The sequence below is a fragment of the Haloimpatiens myeolchijeotgali genome (assembly GCF_042688525.2).
Classification (GTDB): domain Bacteria; phylum Bacillota; class Clostridia; order Clostridiales; family Clostridiaceae; genus Haloimpatiens.
The window spans coordinates 3,137,390-3,160,060 of the sequence record NZ_JBHWAB010000001.1; the positions used below are offsets into that span (position 1 = coordinate 3,137,390).

Here is a 22,671-nt window from a genome sequence, read left to right on the forward strand (position 1 = left end):
TCTCTACATTCTTTATCTTCTTTAATTTTTTTCATATATCCTAACCTATCTTTATAAACACATTTAAATATCATATTTCTTCTATATAATTACAAATTCATATTTATATATATATTCAAATTACGTAATACATGTATATTTTACAATATTAAACCATATATATCAAAAAAAAATATATATATATAATAAATCAATAGTATCCTATAATAATTATCTTCTTAGAATATGTAATTGTTGCTTCTTTTTCCTTTACATTATTAAAGTTTTTCCATTTAATACCCCTATTATGAATGTACATAATTATGGTATAATAACCAAGTTAAAATATGAAAATTCCGTAGTAGGATGGCTGCGGAGGTTTTGGACATTTTATCCTCCTGGGCTATTGGTGAATAATTTCACTCATAGTCAGGGGGTGGTATTGGATATGTTTGATACTTTTATAAAATGTATATCAATTGTTTATGTAGTTAAATTAGTTTTAAAACATAATCTTTTTATACATTACTTGAAAATTAAAATTAAGTTTCTTGGTCTTGATATAGAAGTTAAAAGCAAAGAAAAAAGTGCTCCATCCAACCAAGATTAGCACTTTTTCTAAGATTAAATAATTTTTATATAAATCTAATCTAATAGCCCTAAAACAAAATAAATGTTCTAAGACTTAGCTTAGTGTTAGCGCACTAAGCTTTTCTTATTTATATTATATCAAATTTTTGTGAGAAATAAACATCATTTTTCAAAAACCTATGTAACTGTGACCTTCCAAAAATTGATAAAATCATTTGAATATATTTGCATTTCTATGTTCTTATACTAAATGATAATAAAAATCAATAATTTAATTTTTTTCTTATTCGTTTGTCTTTTTTAATTATTCATTTGATATCATATCAATAAATGCTTGGAGTTTATCTATATTTTTAATTCTATATTTATTCTTTTTCCTTGACTCTTCTATAATTTCATAATCCAAAAGCAAATTAATTATTCTAAGAATAAATAATGTTATATTAGCTGATTTATATCTACTTATAATCTTATCTCTAAATTTATCTTCTAGTTTTCTCTTTTCTATAATTGTAGATTTATATACTTTATTATATTCTAAAATACTAACTAAAATTTCCACAAATATACCTGATTCAATTTTAAAATTCCCATATTTTCCACAAAATTTTATATCTTGTCCAAGTAATTCAAAGTCTTTATTTTCTAAATTAAATTTATATTTTGCATTTGATGTTCCATAATCAGAACTATTTTTGAGTGTATTGCCATTAGAAGCATCAAGTTTATCAAACTCTTTTGCTACATTCTCCAACTTTTCTATGAAATTTAAAATTTCCAAACATTTGTCCTTTGCATCACATATTTTATCATAATCGCTTTTTCTAACTAATTCTATTATATCCTCATCTAAAAATTTTTTATACTTCAACATGTCATTCTTTAACCGTTCAAAGTCATCTAACACAATTCCTTTCATATTTTCTTTAGTTTCTTTTTCTTCAGTATTACTATTTGTTTTTTGACTTTCCTCTAGTTCCTTTTCCTTATATTCCATATCATCTTCTCCTCCCCCATAATAACTTTCTTTTACTCTAGAAACCTTTTCAAATATCATATTTACTGGTAATCCTTTATTAAACAATTCACTTTCATTCCAATAAATCTTTAATCTTTTTCCTATATTATTTTTTTTAAACTTTTTTAAAGCTTTTTGTTGAATTTGTCTTACTCTTTCTCTTGTTATATGAAATTGCTTTCCAATTGATTCTAATGTCCTTTCAATATTATCTTCTAATCCATATCTCAATCTAATAATATTTTTCTCTCGCTCTTTTTTTAAAGATTGATCTATAAGCTTTTCAATTTCTACTCTTAAATCTTTAATCTCAGCATATTCTTCTGGAGTTATTAAATACTTATCTTCCAAGTCATACTCTACAAATTCATCTTCACTAATCTTTAATATATCATTTATAGAAAATATGTCATAATCATATATATTTCTTTTATTAGTATAATTCTCCATTACATGTCTAGGAATTGTTATAGATTTGCCGTTATTTTTTATGGCTTTTTGAATAAACCCAACAATATACTTATATGCAAACGTACTAAACCTAACTCCTTTTTTATAATCAAAGTTTTCTATTGCTTTGATTAACCCAATATTTCCCTCTTGTATTAAATCGCTAAAATCCAAACCTCTATTCCTATATTTTTTACTAATACTTATCACCATTGTAAGGTTATTTTCTATAACTTTATTCTTAACGTTTACATCATTCTTGTTTATACTTTTAAAAAGCTTTATTTCACTATCTATAGTTATTTTTTTGTGTTCTTTTAAATTATTTATATAAATCCCAATTATATCATCTAAATCAACTTCAGCTTTCATATCTTCATCAAAAATATTAATATAATACTTTTCTTTTGCTATAGCATTAACTATATTCTCATACGTATGGAAATAGTTATCTTTGTTTAACAGTTCATAATCTAAATTAGTTATGTTATATAACATCTTATTTTCTAATTTATTTAAACAAATCCACTCACTTTGAAAAATACTTCCTAAAGTATCTTCTTCTTCCATTGTTTTTTTCTTTCTCCTTAGTTGAACTGAAAAAGTAATCTTATTGTTAATTTTAAATATTATAACTACTTGTGTGGTAAACAATCTATTATAAAATCTTGTTATACCTGATATTACATAACATTTTTTGTATTTTTTATATAGACTTTTTTCAAGTTCAACACTAATAAATAATATAGAGCTACTATAAAACAACCCCTGATCATACTCTTTAATATCGTTTAACTCACTTTGATTTCCTAATTGAAATAATATGCTTGTTTTATCAATACATTGCATAGCTTTAGCTTCTGATGTTTTCATAAACTCTTTATCTATTTCAAAATACTCATAAAATTCTTCAAGTGAATAAAATTTTTTATAAGGTTTATCTTCTATAGGATAATTTAATCTTAGAAAAAACTTCATTAGTGTATCACTAAAATTTTTTTGTAACATTTCTTGAAGTATCTCTTCAATATCAGTTTCTAAATCAAACATATACATACTTCATCATCCCTACTTTATAACTAAAAAACTAATAATCTCAAAATCTTTTAATCCCGACAGTTTTTCTTTATTGTTTAATAATTTAGCACCTCTTCGTTTTGTCATTGCTAAAATATTTTGTTTTTCATTATATCCAATGATATTTTTTACACACTTTTCTAATAATCTAAGTTGTTTATTCATATTCCTACATTCATTAGTTTCTTTATTGAAAATATCACATAATTTAGAATAAGGTTTGTCCTTACCTATGCAAAGTCCTCTATAAATATCAAGTATTTGTTTTAATTGTGCATACCCAAATTTTATAGTTCCATCTTCGTATACATATGTTAAGTAATAAGGCTCTATAATATTATACTTTTGTGTTTTTTCATTCATGTACCTTCTTTTTAAACAATATATTATTCCTGGTTTTATTATATTCTCATATTTTTTATCCAGTGAGTTTTCTGTTTTCCATTGACTTGGTACAATAGAATACATTCCTAAAGGAGCTCTTTCTAGAGTTTCTTTTTTTTCATTTATATAACTTAATAAATCCATTCTGAAATCTATTAAATTGAACTCTGTTAAAGTTATATTATCATCTAAATCCTCTAAATCAACAACCTCATTTTTCAATCTAGCTAATTGCTTAGCTCTATATTCCAAATCATTCATCTCGTCTTTCATATTTATATCAAGTAAATCTTCTTCTCCTGTTGAACTAATATCCATAAGAATCATTCTAGATTTAACTTTTTCCAATACTTTTATGTATTTATTTAAATCTTCTGTTGGCCAGAAATTCAATATTCCTATTTTAGAGTTCATTGAATTTAATCTATCTATTCTACCAACTCTTTGTATTATTCTTACAGGATTCCAATGTATATCATAATTGATTACATAATCACAATCTTGCAAATTTTGTCCTTCTGATATACAATCTGTAGCCACTAAAATATCAACTTGTCCATCTTGAGGCATATTATTCATTTTACTTCTTTCTTTTGAATAAGGTGAAAAATTTGTTAATATTGATTCATATGTTAATTGATTGCAATATTTATATCCTTTAACACTAAAATTACTTTTATTTGTACCATTCCCCGTTACTAAAGCGGTATTTAAGTTAAACTTTTTCTTAATCCAATCACTTATACCTTCATATATATATTCTGCTGTATCTGCATAAGCTGTAAAAATTATTATTTTCTTATTTCCTTTATTTATAGGTGTTTTAACTTTTTCTTCTATTGCATTTTTTAAAGCAATTAATTTACTATCTCTATCATAATTTATCGGTATTACACTTTTAATTAATCCTTCTAACTTTTCTTTATCAATTATTAACGAAGTTTTCCAAGCATCCAACTCCATATCTTGTAGTAGGATTTTAATTTTACCTCCTACTAAAAACTCTTCAAGTTCTTCATCTTTAAGATCACTTAAATTGTTTAAATCAAAATCAATGTATTCTTCTTTTTCTTCAATTAAGTTAATTTTATCAATCATCTTTTTAATTTTAGTAATTAATTTTTCTATAGATATTCTAAAAGAATTTATAGAACTCTCTAATCTCTTCATGTATATTACTCTCATCATTGCAATTAGATTAAACTCTCTATCCTCTTGTGTAAAACTAATCCCTTTATTTAATTTGGTATCATAAATTTGCTTATACTTAACTTGTTTTTCTTTTTTTATATAATGTGATGGGTGAAAAATAGATAAATTTAAATTTCCCATTATATCATATATTCTATCGTATCCTAAAAATTCATTCTCCTTATCAACATTTACACATATTGATTTAGGATTAAGTCTTTTAGGAAAATTTATTTTTTTACTTTCTTTATAATACTTTTGGATATGCTTTCGTGAACGTGCAATTGTAAACTCATCTAATAATTTTATAAAATCTTTATTTATATTACTCATCAATTGAGCTCTATCTTTCTTATTATTTTTATACCATTTATTAAATTCTTCTTGAGCGATTTTAAGAGTTACTTGTACATTTCTTATTCCCATCTTTTCATAAAAAGCATCATTTTTACCTCTAGTAGCTATGTATATTTGATTTTTCAAATCCTTAAGACTATTGTTTACAGGAGTAGCTGATAACATTAATACTTTTGTACCACTCTTAACTACATCATTTATTAATTTTGAATATCTCGATTCTATATTTTTACCTTTAGATCCATTTCTAAAGTTATGTGATTCATCAATAACCACCAAATCATATATATTCCACATAAATGTAGCTATATTGTTATTTCCACTTTTTCCACTAGTTCTAGTTAAGTCTGTATGATTCATAACAGTATATCTAAAATTATCTTCTAACAAAATATTACGAGTATCTTTTAATGTATATATCGTCCAATTTTCTCTTAATTTTTTTGGAGTTAAAACAAGAACTTTTTTATTTCTTATTTCATAATATTTAATTACTGCTAAAGCTTCAAATGTTTTACCTAACCCAACACTATCCGCTAATATACAACCATTATATTTTTCTAATCTATTTATAGCTCCTCTTACTCCATCTTTTTGGAAATCATATAGCTTTTGCCATATCATAGTTTCTTTAAATCCTACTTTTTCTTGGAATACTTCTTCTTCATTTTGTTCTAATAAAAAATCTTTAAAGATATTGTATATAGTTACATAATAAATATATTGTGGTGAATTTTCTTTATATAACTGATTAATAAAGTTTAAAACCTCTTCCTTTACATCTATAACCATTTCTTCATTTTCCCATAATTCGTTAAACCATTCTTTTAAATCTTCTATATCTCTATTCGAATCCGTTATTAAATTTAATTCTATATTTTTTTCTTTTCCTAATCCAAGACCATTAACTGTAAAATTTGAACTACCCATAACTGATTTTTCTATACCATTCAACTTTTCAATATGATAAAGCTTACCATGAAGAAAATTAGGTTTTATCATTGATTTAATAGAAACCTTATTTTGAATCCAATTTCTGCATTCTTTAGCAATAGCACTTTGCTGTAATTTTTCTTTAAGTTCTATATTATAATTGTGATCAGCTATACAATCTTCTCTATTAATTCTATCTCTAATAAAATTATCTGATTTTGTTATTTTAAACTCTCTACTTTTATTTAATTTTTCATTTTTAATAAATGTTGGCTCTCCAAATAGAAATCTTAATTCTTCTATATTGTCTAGTTTTTCTTTCAAAACATTATAAGCATAAATTGTAAAATATGCTGATATGATAGATAATTTAGAATTATCATCTATATTTTCTTTTAAATATTCTCCTACTGTTCCTCTTTTTCTATTATCTAAAATTCCTGATTTATTCTTCCTCATTGTAAATATCACCTACACTTTGCATTCCCACTATGATCAATTTTTAATTATATTTTAAATTTATTGTATAATTGTAATATTTTTATTATTAAACAACAATTACTATTTACAATAAACTTCAACATTTATATTTTATCACTATATTTACATAATAAATATATATTTTACATTATTTTATAATAAAGTTATATTTATCTTTAAAATTATTACAACTTTTTACCCATATCATTTAATTACTCTATACTTACCAATTTTCCTATATAGATATTCATTCTAATTTGAAAATTGGGTAGTATGATGGCTGCGGAGGATTAGTTTTAAAACATAACCTTTTCATTTCTAAGTTAATTATCAAGATTAAATTTCTTGGTATTGACATAGAAATTAATAGCAAAGAGAAAAAGCACCCATCCTGCAACGATTAGTGCTTAACTCTTAATTAAATCTCTATTTAATTCATCCAATAGCCCTAAAACAAAATAAATGTTCTAAGACTCAGCTTAGTGTTAGCGCACTAAGCTTTTCTTATTTATATTATATCGGATTTTTATAAAAAATAAACCTTCTATTTTTTAATTACTCAACTAATATTTTTAAATTCTATACGGTAAATTTTTTACGCTTACTTTTGAAAAAGGGAAACGGCGATTTTGATTGCTATTTACATTTTTGAATCAAGACATATCATCTCGAAGCGCGTCAATGATATTTTCTTTTTTTATTTTGCTGATTGCATACAGCATTGTAATGAATACCACAAGGAACACGCTGAACACGCTGATTCCAATACTACCCCAAGGCAACACAAAATGGATATCGTTCGCACCGCCTCTGACCATCCCTTTGTAAATCAGCCAAGAAGAAAGTATCGCTGTGGGAAGGCCAAAGAGCAGCGCTTTCATACCATAAAAGGCACACTCGAAATTCATCATCTTTTGGAAGTCGCGTTCAGACATTCCCACAGAACGAAGCATAGCAAGCTCTCGTCTGCGCAGCTTGATATTTGTTGAAATCGTGTTGAACACATTGGCAACCGCAATCAGCGAAATCATAATTATAAAAGTATAAGCAAACACGTTAGCAATGAATATCATATTGCGGTTATCATCAAGCACTTTACACATATTGTACAGATTGTAGTTGGCTGTAACTCCATCACCCTGAATCATCGTTTTCATTTCAGCCACCGACTGTGTGGAATTCTTTGACCTAAAGGTCAAGCCCTTAATAGCCACATGGGTATCATCGGTTTCAAACTTCTCTTTGAGCGAATAGGGGGCCATCATCCTAAAAAAGAACGGATTCTTTGCCCTAGAGTTTCCTAGTATTGGGAGCGTATCAGGTGGCACGGTTTCGACAAACTTAATGCTTACGTTTTGCCCCTGTTCCATCTTCGGCTTGCCATTTATTTGGGGAGCGATGGTAAAATTCATGGAAGAACTCTTGAACATATGAACAAACTGTTCAGACTCTTTCCCTTGATTGCTGTGACCTTCCATTGTTGCAACAGCGATCATTTTCGCATTTTTCCCGGTATATTCCTCTGCGTGCAAGTCCAAGTCCTTAATAATATTCAAATAGGTGCTGTTATCAAGAAACTGGATTTTCATTGGCAGATTAACCGTTTCGTCCGGAGAATGTGAACCCGCGTATTCCCAGTAATAGTCTGAAAGATCGCTTGCTTTGGCAGCACATGAATACTTCATAATCGTTTGATACGAGCTTTTGTAAACCCCGTGTGCGGTTTTTAGTTTGTCGTAAAGTTTCAACATTTCACTATCTTCCATGTCCTTCGTTGCCAAACCGATGTCATAAGTAGTAGACTCTACTACTCGCTTCGACGTCTGTTTCAAATACGTTACAAAAGCACTGGCTGATATAAACAGCACCACGCTTAAAACAAGTGATAACACAATGCTTCGATAACGTTTCTTGTTTCTTTTAAAATTCTTTAGAGCAAGAGTTCCTTCCAAACCATAAATACGCTGCGCAAATTTTGAAATTTTTACAGCTTTGGCTTCAACTTTGACCTCGTTTGTTTGGCGAATACATTCCATCACAGGAGTGCTTGCTGCCTTCCTTGCTGGAATATATGCGGAAATTAAAATAGTAACCATGCTGACCACAGCCGCGATGACAATGGCCGGGGCAGATACCGTTAAGGTTAAAGGTACGTTGTCGTATAGAATGTTTCCAAAATTTTGGGCTACAACGGAAAGCACAAGCCCAATGCTGCATATGCCAACGATAACACCAATCGGTATGCCGACCGCACTGATACAAAGCCCCTCAAACAATACGGAATTTCGCAGCTGTTTTTCCGTAGCTCCCACTGACGATAGAATCCCAAATTGGTGTGTGCGTTCGTTCAGTGAAATATTAAATGCGTTATAAATCAAAAAAATGGAGCCTATCATGATAATGAACACTACAATGCCGCCAACCGAATACAGAAGCGTGTTGAATATCTTATCATCGGAAAGGCCCATGAAGCGTAGAACATTATTATTGAAGGCATAAGTATAGTTTTTAACTGTGTTGCTTGCGTAAGCGTGAACACCACGGGGGTTTTTAAGACTAATAAATAGACTAAAGCTGTCCCCTTTGTATTGTGAATCTGCTTTCGTTATCAACGTATATCCAGGTGAAGAAGATTCCTCAAAACTGGGTCTTTGGCAGATACCCACAACTGTGTAAGTTTTCTTATCTTGTGGCACAAGAATTTCTCCTCCGGAAGTGTAAGGATCATGTTGACCGAGATTCTTGTTGCCATTCATACGACTTCCAACAGCAAATGAAAGGGTATCGTCCACCGAGATTTTGACTCCACCTTTTGCTGTAACGCTTCCGGAAACAACAATTTCACTACTGTTTTTTGGCAATCTACCTAAAATCAAGTTTATGGGTAAGGTATCAAAGGCTTTCTTGTTAAATCCGGCTATAAAAAAATACGGTTTTTTTGGGTTCTTCCCTCCATTAAGTTTTGCATAGCCGATATTTTCAAATGTCGCGGCGTTAGCGACTCCCTCATCGTGGGTTCTTTCCTGTACGAAAGAAGAAGGGACGTCCAAAAACTCAACGTGCCAATTGCCGTATTTATGGGCAGCACCATTTGCCATATAGTTCAGTAGTGAAATTCCAAAGGTAGCCACTGCCGTAATCATGGCAGCAGACAAAATAACTCCGATAATCGTTACAAGGGTTCGTGTGCGGTTCTTTTTTAGTCCTTGAAGAGCCACTTTGTTAAAAATGTTCATTATTGTGTCACCTGTCTTTCATCTCGCACTACTTTACCGTCTGCTATACCAATAATGCGGTCTGCTTGCAGGGCAATATTTTCATCATGTGTAACAATGATAAGGGTCTGATGATATTTCTTATGGCTTTCTTTCAGTAGACGGATGATCTCCTTTCCATTGAGACTGTCCAAACTACCAGTTGGTTCATCTGCCAGCATGACCGCCGGTGCGTTCATCAAAGCGCGACCGATTGCAATACGTTGTTGCTGGCCCCCAGAAAGCTGATTTGGCAAATGAGTTTTACGATCTTTCAGTCCAAGTAATTCTAACAAATCATTTAGTCTTTCCTCGTTAACCTTTCGTTTGTCCATCAGAATGGGCAAGGTAATATTTTCTATTACATTCAAAGTAGGAATCAGGTTATGAAACTGGTAAATTAGTCCCACCTGACGCCTGCGAAAAATGGCAAGTTTTTCATTACTTTGGGCATATATATCCTGCCCATCCAAATATATCTTTCCGCTTGTTGGAACATCTACACCGGCGATGGCGTGGAGCAATGTGGATTTACCGGAGCCAGAGGAACCAATGATTGCAGTAAACTCTCCCTTTTCTATTGTAAGCGAAACATGGTCAAGTGCGGTAACTTGGTTTTCGCCCTTACCGTAGACTTTGCATAAATCTTCAATTTTTAAAAACTCCATTATGTGAGCCTCCTTTTTTATGTTTTACCCATATAATAGAACTTTCACCTTACGTTTCGGTGACTTTCAGGTGAGAGATTTGTCACTTTGGGAAACGAATGGAAAATATGGCGCCGCCCTGCAGGTGATTTTTGGCAGTAATCGTCCCTCCCTGCCTTGTTATAATCATGTGGCAAAGGGACAATCCAATTCCGTATCCTGTGGCCTGTGAGTTTTTCCCACGATAGAACCTGTGGAACAGGCAGTGTAAATCTTCTTTTTTAAAGCCTGGGCCGCTGTCGTGAATGGTAATCTGGGTAAACAGGGGGTTGTCCTCACAAACAATATCAAGTTTTCCATTATCTCCTGCGATTTCCATACAATTTTTGATGACATTTTGAATTGCTTCCGAAAGCCAGCCTAAATCTCCCAAAATCTTTATCCCTTTTGGCACGTCCATTTGTAAAGTAATATTGTGCAGTTCCATTGGAATCAGAAGCGGGTGAAGTGCAGCATTTATCAAGTGGTTCACATCGATTTGTTCTCTTTTAAAAGCCACAATGCCCGCGTCCAAACGGGATAATTTCAAAAGGGAAGTAATCAGCCAATCCATCCGTACAAGCAATTCCTCCGTTTCCCTTAGTAAATTTTTACGCTCATTTTCATCAGGATTATTTGCTAACAATGACAGAATCAAGTTCACTGATGTGAGCGGGGTTCGAAGTTGGTGGGCTATGTCAGCCAGCGAATCGGCAAGATGCTCCTTTTCTTTTTTAAGGGCATCGTTTTGCTCCCGAATACGCAGCATCATTTTTGTTATCTCGCTATACAGAATGGAAAGCTCCCCCTCCTCCGATTCACCAATATGTAGATGGTCAGCATTATGAAGTACAAGATCAATTTGATTTGAAATCTGCGCAATGCTTTTGTATCGGGCTTTGGTAAACAGGAAAAACGCTATGCCAAAGGCGGTGGCAAAAGCAATGGCAAGAATTCCCGCCGCCTTATTTATTGAAAATCCCAGTATTATAGCGGCTGTGGCCATTAAGGAGAACAAAATGGCAAACTGTCGAAACTCCCTATTTCGAAGCATACTCATCCCCCAATCTATACCCTGTCCCACGAACAGTTAAAATAATTTGTGGTCTTGCCGGGTCTTTTTCTATCTTCTTTCGCAAGCGTTTGATGTACACGGTTAGTGTATTGTCATTGACAAACTCACCTGCAGCGTCCCATAATTCTTCAAGTAGCTTGCCCCTTGTGATAATATTTTTGGGGTTATTAATAAACACTAAAAGCAAGCGGTATTCTAATGCTGAAAGGAAAATCTCGCTTCCGTTTTTTTTCACAACACCGCTTGTCGTATCCACATGAAGCCCAGCAATTTCAAAACCCGACCCGGAACGCCCGCTTTTTCGCAGGGCTGTTCTAATTCGCGCAATTAATTCACGGGGACGAAAAGGCTTGGTAATATAGTCGTCTGCGCCCATGTTCAGCCCAGTAACAACACTCCCCTCATCGTCGTAAGCTGTTAGAAAGATAACGGGAATATCTTGCACTTCTTTGATTTCCGTACAAACCGTAAAGCCATTTCCGTCAGGCAAAGAAATATCAATCAACGCCAAATCAAACTTATTTCCGCCAAGGGCGGCAAGAGCGTCACTTCGCGTAGGGGCGTGGGTGACCGTAAATCCTTCCGAGCGGAGCAAAAGTATAAGGTTTTTAGCGATTGCCTTATCGTCCTCAACTAAAAATATCCGTTTCATTTATTTTCACCACTTTTTACTTTATTGCGCCTATATCGTCCGTCAACCGGTTTTTTAGCGTCAACCGGAACAAGCCATGTATTTCCCATTTTTTTAGCTTCTTTAATCCGTCCATTAGAGCAATGGTACACTACCATTCTGTCTGTGATTCCCCAATTCTTCGCTGCTTCTTTTGTCGTTATATAATCCACGTGTAACACCTCCATAGCTCTATTGTATTTCTTTTGACGGAAATATACAAGCTGAGGTATAGAACAAAAATTCAACTTAAAGCCATTCCCTATGATACGGTATTTTCACTTATAAAAATAGCTCTAACCAATCTAAATCAATGGTTAAAGCTACAAACCTCATTTATGTGTTTTTAAAATTTTACACATATAACTTAATATCTTGATTTTTCTTTCAGAGCAATATAGAAATCATCAATACCACTTTTTTTCATAGTATCATTATTTTCTCTCCATATCTTAGTAAGAGACTCATTATACATTGTTGGTTTACAAGGGTATTTAGAACACTCAAAGCAAAAGTTTACTTTTTCTTTTTTATGACACTTATTTATACTGCATTGACACTCAGACTTATCAGTAAAACGACATCCAGGACAATTACCATTTGAAAAATGCCTTAAGATATCTAAAAATTCTTCATAATGATTAAATATAGGCATAAACTCTTTTATTTTTTCAACCATATTCTCAAAGTTCTCTAAATTTTCATTAAGCTCCTTACTTAATAGTACAATCTTACTACCTTCATAATTAGCACACCTCGAACAATCATTTCCACAAGGCGCTAATTCTTTTACAGCTTTTTCATAATTATTCATAACAATTCCTCTTCTTAATAACACAAAATATTTGCTTTCACTTATATAGATGCAATAAAAAGAGGAAAGTCACGTTTTATGTGAAAATTTTAATAACTTCTTCATACCATTCTTTTGAAGGGAAGTGATACATATGAGTAACAATACTTTAATGTTACTATTTCAGGCAGGATTATTTTTACTAGCACTACTAACATTTATAGTGTTACTTATTGATAAAATGTCAAAAAAATAGTAGCCCCGTACGCAAATGGCTAGCTACTATTTTTTAACATATTAAATTATAGTGATACCAGTTGCCTAAGCAACTAGAATTGTATACTATAGGGTGTTCTCAGCACCCTATTTTTATTGTCTTCATTTTTTATTTATATTATATCAAATTTTTGTGAGAAATAAACATCATTTTTCAATTTTATTCTTCCTAAACTTATAGCATTATTAGTTAACAAATACAATTTCACCCATAATATCACCTATCCTTACCACCATACTTCCTCACCAAGTCAAACATTGATTCAATCTCATCACAACCTGATTATAGATCAAAGCTATTTTACAAGTTTTGTCCGAAACACCACTTGCTATAATTTTCTTGTATCAAGGTAATATTGGGTTGAATACCTTTCTTTATTTGCATATAATTTAGTATATTATTAATTCAACTTTCGCAGTAAAAAAATACTGCTTAGCGAAGGGAAATGATATATTGCATAAGAAACATTTGAAAAAAGTTATTTTTTAATTACTGATTCCTACGGAATATTAATTAAAAAATCTTTTTTCAATATGAGTAAAGCTTAGAACTTGTTACTGAAGTGAAAGGTTTCTAAGCACGATATCATTTCCCGCAGCGTCTATTTTAAATCTGTAAAAGTTGAATATACTAAACATGAAGTGGAGATATGTTATGAATAATATATTAAGATCTGTGAATGAAGAGTATCAACTGCTCTTATTAACCAAGCAACATATTGAGACATTATACAATTGGAATATTGAAGAAAAGCATTTCGAACAATATTCTTGTCGTCCTTTAAGAATGTCACAATCATTTGAAAAATATTCTTGTAAAACATTAAAATCAATTTCTGAAGGAAAGCAAAAAATCTATGTATTAGTTAATAAAAAAAATCCCAATATCCCTTTAGGAAAAATAACATTATTTGATTTGAATTCCAGAAATCATAGTGCTGAATTTGGATATTATTTCCCTGATAATAATAGATCACAAGGATTAGGTAGTATTATGTTGACACAATTTATTAAAAAATCATTTAAAGATGATAAGCTAAATTTAAATAAAATATATGCAACTACATCTTCAAATAATATTCCTTCAATAAAACTTTTAGAAAAATTTAATTTTAAACTGGATGGAAGATTGAGAGAACATTATTGGATTAATGAAAATAAGTATGATCAACTTATTTATTCAAAGCTAAAATGTGAATGGACTAATTAATCGATGGACATCATAGATAAAACCCACGACATCACTGTCATGGATTTTATCTTTAGTATAGACACACTTACTATTTTTAATATATTTTATTTATATTTATTAAATCTTCTTTTTGTTTCTAATCTATTTTGCCACATTTCTTCTTGTGATTTATATCCTCTAGACTCTGCCTTATCTTTTGTGTATGTTTTTTCAAATATAAGATCTAGAATATGTATAGCATCTTTACCAGCAGCTTCCATAGTAGCTCTACAAGAACCACAATAAGTTACTACATTGTCTTGAGTACAATCATTTGCTCTTCTTGTATATATCTTTTCATAAAGTGATGGGTTAGAGCTGCAAACCATCCCACCAACACCACAGCATCTAGTATTTTCTCTATTATTATTCATTTCTTCATATTTATATCCCAATTCATCTAATATCCATCTTACACTTTCATGATGTGATGTTACATCCCTAGTAACACATGAATCATGTATGTTAAAAATAACATCTGAATTTTTACCAATACCATTTGAGGATTCTGGAATACCTATTTTATCCTTCATTAAATCCCAATAAGCTATAACCTTTTGATTTTTAGCTGTAGCACTAAAAACTTTATAGCAAGACGGACATATTGTTATAATAACTTCTGCACCCATTTCATCTATAATATCCATTATTTTTTTATTTCTTTCCTTAAATTTCTTATCTTCTCCAATCATTGAAGTTACTTTACCACAACATTGAAGAACTGCCCCTACATTTTCCTCTCCTAAAGTCTCTTTTAAGTGCTGTAACGTTTTTTCTACTAATTCTGGGTTATAAGCTGGGACTGTACAACCTGGAGCAAAAACATACTTAGTTTTTTTATTTTTTGCCTCTACAGCAGTTGAATATTCTTCACTACATTCTTTTTCTTGAATTTCGTCACTAACTTTAAGAGATTCTAATGGAACCAATCCACCATTTTTCTCTGCAAGTTCCTCTTTAATAGCCTTAAAAATTGATTTTATATCAAAATCATTCGGACACTTAATTGTACATTGGCTGCATTGATTACAAGAATAAGGTATCATCTTATCCATACTTTCATAACCTTTTTCTAGATATTCCTTAAATAAATTTTTAGGACAATCTGTATATTCCTTTAACATCATACATTCTTTCATACATAATCTGCATTCACATTGACGACATCTATCTGCTTCTTTCATAGCTTCCTCTTTAGTATAACCTAAACTAACTTCCTCAAAGCTTTTAATTCTTTCTTTTGGATCTAGTTCTTTCATATCTACTCTTGAACCTTGTACACTTTCCCAATCTACCTTCATATCCAACTTAGTATTATAACTCCAAGTATCTTCTATAGTTCTTCCTTCTTCTAATGACTCACCTTTTAAAAATCTTACAACAGATTCTGCAGCTCTTCTTCCAGTAGCCATAGCTTGTATAACTATAACTGATTCTCCTGAAGCATCCCCTGCTAAAAATACTTTTTCATTTGAAATTGATTGAAGAGTTAATTTATTACACTCAAAAGTTGTATTTCGTCTTTGTGCTAAAACATCTTTTGCAAAAGCCCCTTGTACACCTTGTCCAATAGCAAATATTATAGTATCTACTTCAAATTCCATAACTTCATTTTCATCAAATTTTGGTGCAAATCTTCCTTCCTCATCGAACATTGATAAGCATTTCTTTAACTGAACCTTTGAAACTCTACAGCAATCCATGGCAACATCTCCGCCGCCAACTACTAATACTTTTTTCCCTGCTTTTTCAATATTTCTAGTTAAAGCTGCTTCTTTTAAATATGCTGCAGCACTATATACACCTTCAGCATCATAATTTTCTAAGCTTCTATCAACTCTTCCTTCATGCTTACCTACTGCAACTACTACTGCATCAAAGCTATTAACTATTTTATCAAATTCTATATCACGACCAATTTCACAGTTAAGATTAAATTCAACACCTAATTTATCTAAATAACTTATTTCATTTTCTAGTACATTTCTTGGTAATCTGTATTCTGGTATTCCTACAGCCATCATTCCACCTCGAACAGGCAGTTTTTCAAATACAGTTACTCTACAGCCTTCTTTTCTTAAATCTAAAGCTGCTTGTAGTCCTGAAGGTCCTGCCCCTATTACCGCAACCTTTTTACCATTAGATTCTTTAGTTTGTAAATCCCAATTTTCTACTTTATCAAAATTATCTGCTGCATATCTCTTTAAAGCTGCTATAGCCATTGGACTTTTTGCTTCATTCCACTTACATTTTCCTTCACAAGGGTGAGCACATATTCTACCTAAAGTTCCTGGAATAAACAATTTTTCCCTAATAACTTTAATAGCCTCTTCACCTTTATCTTCTTTTATTAATCTAACATATTCTTTAACATTTGTATGCATAGGACAGGTAGCAGCACAAGCGGGTTCCGAATCCCCCATACAGTTTTCCACAATATTTTTCATACTATCTATGATTTCTTGACTTAACATAAATACTTCCTCCTTCTTATATATACACTAAAAGTTCTATTGACTTATTTTTTTAAACTCTTTGGATCAACTGCAAATATAAATACTCCTAGAACTATTACAATTCCCCAAATAGCTAATGTTGAAGAAATTTTATTCCCAAATATTAAAGCACTAAATATAATAGCCCCTAAGGAAGCTGTACTATTTAATGCAGTTCCCATGGCTGCTCCAATTAAGTCAACAGCTTTATACCAAGAAAGATAAGTTATAGCTCCTAATATAGCTATAGCTCCATATTTAAATACTAATCCTGTACTTATAACTTCTGACGCAATACCATAACCTTTTATCATTGGTAACACTATTACTGCATAAGAAACCATTGATATAAAATATCTTAAACATAAAAATTGTTGTGGTGCTGCTTCAATATGGTCCTCATCTTTAATACGTTTCATTGCAAAACCTATAATAACTCCTTCTGAAGCCCATCCTAAAACTGCTATTAAAGCAAACATTATTCCCTTTGAAAAAGTTTCTGGTACATTACCTGATGGATTAAATCCTAACATATATAAATAACAGTGCTAAAAAACTTTTACATATTGAGAATGACTCTTTTGAAAATATCAATATAACTTCAATTCTTCCTGAAATTATTTGTATACTTGATAAAGTAAAAAAAGATAGTAATTTTACTGAAGAAAATATATTAATCAACAAACCTAACTACAGATTTAATTGTGATATTTATACCTTAAAAGAAAATAATACAGCCATTGGAATTATAATTTTATTAAAAGATATTAAATCTATCTTAAATACAGTGAATAAATATTCCAGTTCAGAAGCAACTTATAGATTTGAAGATATAATAGGAATAAGTCCCCAATTAAATAAAATAATAGAGGGAAGTAAACAAATAGCTGATAGTCCTTCTACTGTACTTATAACTGGCGAAAGTGGTTGTGGTAAAGAATTACTTGCACAAGCTATCCATAATGAAAGTTCAAGAAAAACTGGACCTTTTATCGCCCTAAATTGTGGTGCTATTCCTAAAAATCTTATTGAGAGTGAACTTTTCGGTTATGAGGGTGGTACCTTTACAGGTGCTAAAAAAGGTGGTCGTGCAGGAAAGTTTGAACTTGCAGATGGTGGAACACTATTTTTAGATGAAATTGGAGAAATGCCTTTAGAAATGCAGGTAACACTTCTTAGAGTTTTACAAGAAGGTTGTATAATCAGAGTGGGTGGAAAAAATCCTATACCAATCAATGTTCGAATTATAGCTGCTACTAATAAAAATTTAAAAGAGGAAATAAAAAAAGGAACTTTTAGAAGTGACTTATTTTATAGATTAAATGTAATACCTCTAAAACTTCCACCTTTAAAAGATAGAATAGGAGATGTTCCTGTATTAATAGACTATTTTTTAAATATGAAAAGTAAAAAATTACATAAACCTATTCCACATATCTCTCAAAAATTATATAAAAAAATGTTATCATATTGTTGGCCTGGTAACATTAGAGAACTAGAAAATTGTGTTGAAAATATAGTTAATTTAAATGGTGTAACAACCTATGAAATTAATTTTGATGAATGTCATTGTATGACTAGAGACAATTTAGGAAATCCAATACCTGAAAATAGTGATACTACTTCTTGTGAATTAAATGTTTCTGATACTGAAGATAATAATATTATTCCACTGCTTACTTTAGAACAAGAAGCTATAAAAAAGGCTATACATATATGTAAAGGAAATATGACCAAAACTGCTAACTGTTTAGGTATAAGTCGAACTGCTCTCTATAACAAAATTAATAGATATAATCTTTAACATACTCTATAACATTTAACAAATATGAACTTCGGTGTTTTTTCTGAATAATTACTACCTAAAATACCCATTCAATCGTAGAAAAACTCCCACTTAACCTAAAAGTTTAAAGTGTGAGTTTCTTCACAATTTTATGAGATAAAAATAATAAAATGTTGTATAATATTATCATAAAATATCTGGGGAGGTTTAATTTATCATGAACAATACATTAACTAAGGAAAATCTTAGAAAATTAAAAGAAGAATTAGAATTTAGAATGACTACTAAAAAAGCTGAAATAGCAAAAGAAAAATTAGTGGCTGCTGCCTATGGTGATAGGTCTGAGAATGCAGAGTATAAAGAGGCTTGTGCCAACTATAGAGAAAATGATAATAGAATTCAGTATTTAATGAACATGATTTCAACAGCTACTATAGTAGATGATGATATAGATAAATCAGCTTTAGGCATTAACAGTAAAGCTAAAATTAAATTCATAGATGATGACTTCGAAGATGTTGTAACATTAGTAACTACTATGGATTTAGATCCTGAAAATATGCGCATAAGTATAGAATCAGATTTAGGGAAAGCATTATCTGGCAAAAAAGTTGGAGATATTGTTGAAGTTAATGCTCCAGCAGGAAAATATTCAGTAGAAATATTGGAGATACTATAAAGAAAAGCTTAGTGTTAGCGCACTAAGCTTTCCTTACTTATTCTAAAACTTTTATAATACAATCTTTTCTATAGAATGCTATTCCGTACTTAATAATATTTTCATATCCTTCTTCTTTAAGGTCTGCATCATATTTATTTTTCTCTATTTGCTGTAGTGCTTCATCACATTTTTTTAATATATCTTTAGGATTGTCACATACTTTAAGCTCTAGTATTATTGCTGGTTTAAATATTGACAATGATTTTATGAAAATATCACTTCTTCCATTCCCAGCTTCCCTGTTTGATTTCACAATTTTATCATGCATATTGCCTAAAACTCCAAGTGTAAAACCATGATAAAAATTTTCATAAGCATCATTAAAACTTATTGTTTGCTGAAGCATATTACTTAATTCTTCTTGAAAGGTTTTAGTATCTTTATTAAATATTGCTTCGTACATTTTAGATAAATCTTTTACTTTAACTTTATCATGAAACCACTTTAGAATTTTAGTTCTGAAAATATATTTAACCTCTTTATTTGGAATTTTTAATGTTATAAAATGATTATCCTCAATATCCATTCTTTCAGTTACTTTTTTAAAATATCCTGTGAAAAACATAAAATTCCATAGATTATCCATGCTATTGTATATTTCATCATAAGTTATATCTTCATGCACTGGCTTTTCAATGGTTTTTCCTTCAATTAATAGTTCAATTTCTCTTTTAGTAACACTGTCTGCTTTTTCAATCAGACTCCTAACTATACTGTTTGAGCTTGTGTTTGCCCAGTAGGATGAAGGGAAAACCTTTTTATCTATCGTCAAATCTTTTACAAATCGTACAGCACTCCAAGGATTATAAACCTCAGCATCTCCGAAAATATACCCATTATACCATTCTTTTATTAAATCTTCTTTGTCACTTAAATTATAATCTTCAAGCATTTTATTTACATCTTTTTGAGTAAATCCAAAATATTCATCATAAGATTTATTTAAAATTGATATTATTTCTAAATTATTTAGCCCAGTAAAAATACTTTCCTTTGAAATACGAAGACACCCTGTTATAACTCCAAACTCTAGTGAAGAGTTAGTTTTTAATACTGATTCAAAAAGTGATCTTATAAATGCTATCATTCTATCATAAAAACCTTCAAAGAAAGAATTCTCAAGGGGTACATCATATTCATCAATAAGTATTATTGTCTTTTTCTTATGGTATTTTTCTAGACATTTAGATAAAAACTTTAGTGAAGTTACGTAAAGTTCTTCTCCTCCTTCTTTTCTAGTTATTTTTTCATATTCATCTCTTTCCTTATTTAATTCATCACTTTTTAAAATATATTCATGTCTTCTAAATTCATCAACTATTTCATCTTTTATACATTTAAATGCTAACTCAAAATTAGGCTGTTTTGCAGATTTTAGAGATAAATTAATTACAGGGTATTGTCCCATATGAGATGTATATTTTTCTCCTGATTTCATTATGTTCAAATTTTCAAAAAGGTAGGAATTGTCTTTATCAGTTTTTTCAAAATAATATTGAAGCATACTCATATTTAAAGTCTTTCCAAATCTTCTTGGTCTTGTAAATAAATTCACATCCGCTTTATTATCTAATAAATCTTTTATTAATAAGGTTTTATCTATATAATAATAATCTCTTGTTATTAATTTTTCAAAATTATCTATACCAATTGGTAAGGCTTTAAATTCCAAAATAACACTTCCCTTCTCAATATAACTTAAACATAATTTATTTATATTACATATTCTATTTCCATGTAAACAACACTGTCTTTTACAAAAACATAACTTATTTATATTATATCCTAATTTATTTTTCTTTGCATAACTCTGTATAATTTATTTCAATTTCACTACCTAATTTCATATTTTTTATTCGAACTTTATCTTTCAATACTTCATCTTCTCCAATTAGTATTACATTTTCTATACCTAGCTTATTGGCATATTTCATTTTTTTCTTCAAAGAATCATCTTCAAAATATATTGTTGCTCCATAACCTTTTTCTTGTAAATACGCCATTACTTTTCCACAATATTCCATAGTATTTCCTATTGGTATTATCAAATAATCAAATTTGCTTTTTACATTATACTTATCAATAAATCCTATTTCTTTTAAAACAAAAAATAATCTTGTCATGCCTATAGAAATTCCAACGCCTGGTAATATATTTTCTGTATATTTTTCTGCCAAATTATCATATCTACCACCTGAACATATAGAACCATATTCTTCATTTCCCATTAATAAAGTTTCAAAAACAGTTCCTGTGTAATAATCTAACCCTCTTATAATCTTTAGATTGATGTCATATTCGCTATCTTTTACACCTAAAATTTCTAGAGTTGATTTAACCTTCTTTAATTCTTCCATACCTTCAATAAAAAAACTATTTTTAATATTAAGCTTTAAAAGTTCTTCTATTTTTTCTTCATTTGTTCCTTTAATCTCAAAAATTTTATTTAGATACTCACTTTTCTCACTACCTATTAATCCTTTTAATTCATTAACAAAATTTATTTTTCCAATTTTATCATACTTATCAATTAGTATCATTACTTCAGTAGTATTATCTATTTCAAATTCCTTTAATATGCCCTTTAATATTTTTCTATTGCTAATTTGGAATTTATAATTTGTTAACCCTATTGCTTTGAATGCTTTTGATGCTAAACTTATAACCCAAGCATCATTATTTATACTTAGTTTGTCTCTTCCTATAACATCTACATCACATTGATAAAACTCTCTATATCTTCCCTTTTGATTTCTTTCACCTCTATATACTTTTCCTAATTGATACCTCTTAAAAGGAAAAGTTAATTCATTATAGTATTGAGCTACATACCTTGCAAATGGTACTGTTAAGTCAAATCTTAATGCCAAATCATTTTTACCTTTTTTGAAACTATACACTTGCTTTTCTGTCTCTCCACCACTCTTAGCAAGCAAGACCTTAGACTTCTCAATTATTGGTGTATCAATGGCTAAACATCCGTTTTTCTCATAAACATCTAATATTTTATTTACTATATCGTTGAATTTTTTCTGTTCACCTGGTAATAACTCCATAAATCCTGCTAATATACTTGGTTTAATTATATTTTTCTTCATATCCACTCTCTCCTTTAACTTTTAGCATTATTTTACTTACACTAGTTTTGCCTATATTTTTTCACAGCTTACTTTACACTATCTAATTTTTATTTAGACTTCCACAAATGAAAACAGTCACTGAGG

The 22,671-nt window shown here is 30.0% G+C and carries 17 protein-coding genes; 5 read left to right on the forward strand and 12 right to left on the reverse strand.

The window, feature by feature from the left end; all coding sequences use genetic code 11:
• The first annotated feature begins 427 nt into the window (after positions 1 to 427).
• Complete coding sequence (locus ACFIJ5_RS13965; RefSeq protein ID WP_379808053.1) at positions 428 to 589, forward strand: hypothetical protein; 162 nt, start codon at positions 428 to 430, stop codon at positions 587 to 589.
• Between the two features lie 285 nt (positions 590 to 874).
• On the opposite strand, the gene ACFIJ5_RS13970 is transcribed toward ACFIJ5_RS13965, so the two are convergent.
• From ACFIJ5_RS13970 to ACFIJ5_RS14005, 8 genes are all read right to left on the reverse strand, one after another.
• Complete coding sequence (locus tag ACFIJ5_RS13970) at positions 875 to 3,094, reverse strand: sigma-70 family RNA polymerase sigma factor (RefSeq protein ID WP_379808055.1); 2,220 nt, start codon at positions 3,092 to 3,094, stop codon at positions 875 to 877.
• 12 nt (positions 3,095 to 3,106) lie between these two features.
• Positions 3,107 to 6,439: a helicase-related protein gene (locus ACFIJ5_RS13975; RefSeq protein ID WP_379808057.1), complete on the reverse strand. Its 3,333-nt coding sequence runs from the start codon at positions 6,437 to 6,439 to the stop codon at positions 3,107 to 3,109.
• 674 nt (positions 6,440 to 7,113) lie between these two features.
• Positions 7,114 to 9,696, reverse strand: a complete 2,583-nt coding sequence (locus ACFIJ5_RS13980; protein ID WP_379808059.1) for an ABC transporter permease — start codon at positions 9,694 to 9,696, stop codon at positions 7,114 to 7,116.
• Positions 9,696 to 10,382, reverse strand: a complete 687-nt coding sequence (locus ACFIJ5_RS13985) for an ABC transporter ATP-binding protein (protein ID WP_379808061.1) — start codon at positions 10,380 to 10,382, stop codon at positions 9,696 to 9,698. Before ACFIJ5_RS13985 ends, ACFIJ5_RS13980 begins: the two co-directional genes overlap by 1 nt.
• A gap of 82 nt (positions 10,383 to 10,464) precedes the next feature.
• A complete protein-coding gene (locus tag ACFIJ5_RS13990) occupies positions 10,465 to 11,454 on the reverse strand; it encodes a sensor histidine kinase (protein ID WP_379808063.1) in 990 nt (329 codons plus the stop codon).
• On the reverse strand, positions 11,441 to 12,127 hold the full coding sequence (locus ACFIJ5_RS13995; RefSeq protein ID WP_379808065.1) for a response regulator transcription factor: 687 nt from the start codon (positions 12,125 to 12,127) through the stop codon (positions 11,441 to 11,443). Before ACFIJ5_RS13995 ends, ACFIJ5_RS13990 begins: the two co-directional genes overlap by 14 nt.
• Positions 12,124 to 12,333: a helix-turn-helix domain-containing protein gene (locus ACFIJ5_RS14000; RefSeq protein ID WP_379808067.1), complete on the reverse strand. Its 210-nt coding sequence runs from the start codon at positions 12,331 to 12,333 to the stop codon at positions 12,124 to 12,126. The genes ACFIJ5_RS13995 and ACFIJ5_RS14000 overlap by 4 nt, the downstream gene beginning before the upstream one ends.
• Before the next feature lie 179 nt (positions 12,334 to 12,512).
• Entirely contained in the window at positions 12,513 to 12,959 is a 447-nt protein-coding gene (locus ACFIJ5_RS14005) for a DUF3795 domain-containing protein (RefSeq protein WP_379808069.1), read from the reverse strand.
• 133 nt (positions 12,960 to 13,092) lie between these two features.
• Between ACFIJ5_RS14005 and ACFIJ5_RS14010 the strand changes: the two genes are divergently transcribed.
• Positions 13,093 to 13,194, forward strand: coding sequence for a putative holin-like toxin (locus tag ACFIJ5_RS14010; protein WP_234124072.1), 102 nt, complete (start codon positions 13,093 to 13,095; stop codon positions 13,192 to 13,194).
• Positions 13,195 to 13,869: 675 nt separating this feature from the next.
• Positions 13,870 to 14,424 carry a GNAT family N-acetyltransferase gene (locus tag ACFIJ5_RS14015; RefSeq protein WP_379808071.1) on the forward strand — a complete coding sequence of 185 codons (555 nt, stop codon included), beginning with the start codon at positions 13,870 to 13,872 and terminating at the stop codon, positions 14,422 to 14,424.
• An 86-nt stretch (positions 14,425 to 14,510) separates the two neighbouring features.
• On the opposite strand, the gene ACFIJ5_RS14020 is transcribed toward ACFIJ5_RS14015, so the two are convergent.
• Positions 14,511 to 16,919: a heterodisulfide reductase-related iron-sulfur binding cluster gene (locus ACFIJ5_RS14020; RefSeq protein ID WP_379808073.1), complete on the reverse strand. Its 2,409-nt coding sequence runs from the start codon at positions 16,917 to 16,919 to the stop codon at positions 14,511 to 14,513.
• A gap of 44 nt (positions 16,920 to 16,963) precedes the next feature.
• On the reverse strand, positions 16,964 to 17,473 hold the full coding sequence (locus ACFIJ5_RS14025) for an EamA family transporter (protein ID WP_379808075.1): 510 nt from the start codon (positions 17,471 to 17,473) through the stop codon (positions 16,964 to 16,966).
• Between the two features lie 254 nt (positions 17,474 to 17,727).
• Here ACFIJ5_RS14025 and ACFIJ5_RS14030 point away from each other — a divergent pair, with 254 nt between their 5' ends.
• Together ACFIJ5_RS14030 and ACFIJ5_RS14035 are read left to right on the forward strand one after the other, a co-directional pair.
• Positions 17,728 to 18,744, forward strand: coding sequence for a sigma-54 interaction domain-containing protein (locus tag ACFIJ5_RS14030; protein WP_379808077.1), 1,017 nt, complete (start codon positions 17,728 to 17,730; stop codon positions 18,742 to 18,744).
• Between the two features lie 199 nt (positions 18,745 to 18,943).
• A complete protein-coding gene (locus tag ACFIJ5_RS14035) occupies positions 18,944 to 19,405 on the forward strand; it encodes a GreA/GreB family elongation factor (RefSeq protein WP_379808079.1) in 462 nt (153 codons plus the stop codon).
• 37 nt (positions 19,406 to 19,442) lie between these two features.
• On the opposite strand, the gene ACFIJ5_RS14040 is transcribed toward ACFIJ5_RS14035, so the two are convergent.
• A complete protein-coding gene (locus tag ACFIJ5_RS14040; protein ID WP_379808081.1) occupies positions 19,443 to 21,119 on the reverse strand; it encodes an AAA family ATPase in 1,677 nt (558 codons plus the stop codon).
• 118 nt (positions 21,120 to 21,237) lie between these two features.
• Complete coding sequence (hisS, locus tag ACFIJ5_RS14045; RefSeq protein WP_379808083.1) at positions 21,238 to 22,545, reverse strand: histidine--tRNA ligase; 1,308 nt, start codon at positions 22,543 to 22,545, stop codon at positions 21,238 to 21,240.
• Between the last annotated feature and the right edge of the window lie 126 nt (positions 22,546 to 22,671).

What these genes read in the sequence shown, in the direction of transcription:
- ACFIJ5_RS13965 (WP_379808053.1), top strand. Translation starts at nt 428, where the DNA reads ATGTTTGATACTTTTATAAAATGTATATCAATTGTTTATGTAGTTAAA.
- ACFIJ5_RS13970 (WP_379808055.1), bottom strand. Translation starts at nt 3,094, where the DNA reads ATGTATATGTTTGATTTAGAAACTGATATTGAAGAGATACTTCAAGAA.
- ACFIJ5_RS13975 (WP_379808057.1), bottom strand. Translation starts at nt 6,439, where the DNA reads ATGAGGAAGAATAAATCAGGAATTTTAGATAATAGAAAAAGAGGAACA.
- ACFIJ5_RS13980 (WP_379808059.1), bottom strand. Translation starts at nt 9,696, where the DNA reads ATGAACATTTTTAACAAAGTGGCTCTTCAAGGACTAAAAAAGAACCGC.
- ACFIJ5_RS13985 (WP_379808061.1), bottom strand. Translation starts at nt 10,382, where the DNA reads ATGGAGTTTTTAAAAATTGAAGATTTATGCAAAGTCTACGGTAAGGGC.
- ACFIJ5_RS13990 (WP_379808063.1), bottom strand. Translation starts at nt 11,454, where the DNA reads ATGCTTCGAAATAGGGAGTTTCGACAGTTTGCCATTTTGTTCTCCTTA.
- ACFIJ5_RS13995 (WP_379808065.1), bottom strand. Translation starts at nt 12,127, where the DNA reads ATGAAACGGATATTTTTAGTTGAGGACGATAAGGCAATCGCTAAAAAC.
- ACFIJ5_RS14000 (WP_379808067.1), bottom strand. Translation starts at nt 12,333, where the DNA reads ATGGAGGTGTTACACGTGGATTATATAACGACAAAAGAAGCAGCGAAG.
- ACFIJ5_RS14005 (WP_379808069.1), bottom strand. Translation starts at nt 12,959, where the DNA reads ATGAATAATTATGAAAAAGCTGTAAAAGAATTAGCGCCTTGTGGAAAT.
- ACFIJ5_RS14010 (WP_234124072.1), top strand. Translation starts at nt 13,093, where the DNA reads ATGAGTAACAATACTTTAATGTTACTATTTCAGGCAGGATTATTTTTA.
- ACFIJ5_RS14015 (WP_379808071.1), top strand. Translation starts at nt 13,870, where the DNA reads ATGAATAATATATTAAGATCTGTGAATGAAGAGTATCAACTGCTCTTA.
- ACFIJ5_RS14020 (WP_379808073.1), bottom strand. Translation starts at nt 16,919, where the DNA reads ATGTTAAGTCAAGAAATCATAGATAGTATGAAAAATATTGTGGAAAAC.
- ACFIJ5_RS14025 (WP_379808075.1), bottom strand. Translation starts at nt 17,473, where the DNA reads ATGTTAGGATTTAATCCATCAGGTAATGTACCAGAAACTTTTTCAAAG.
- ACFIJ5_RS14035 (WP_379808079.1), top strand. Translation starts at nt 18,944, where the DNA reads ATGAACAATACATTAACTAAGGAAAATCTTAGAAAATTAAAAGAAGAA.
- hisS (WP_379808083.1), bottom strand. Translation starts at nt 22,545, where the DNA reads ATGAAGAAAAATATAATTAAACCAAGTATATTAGCAGGATTTATGGAG.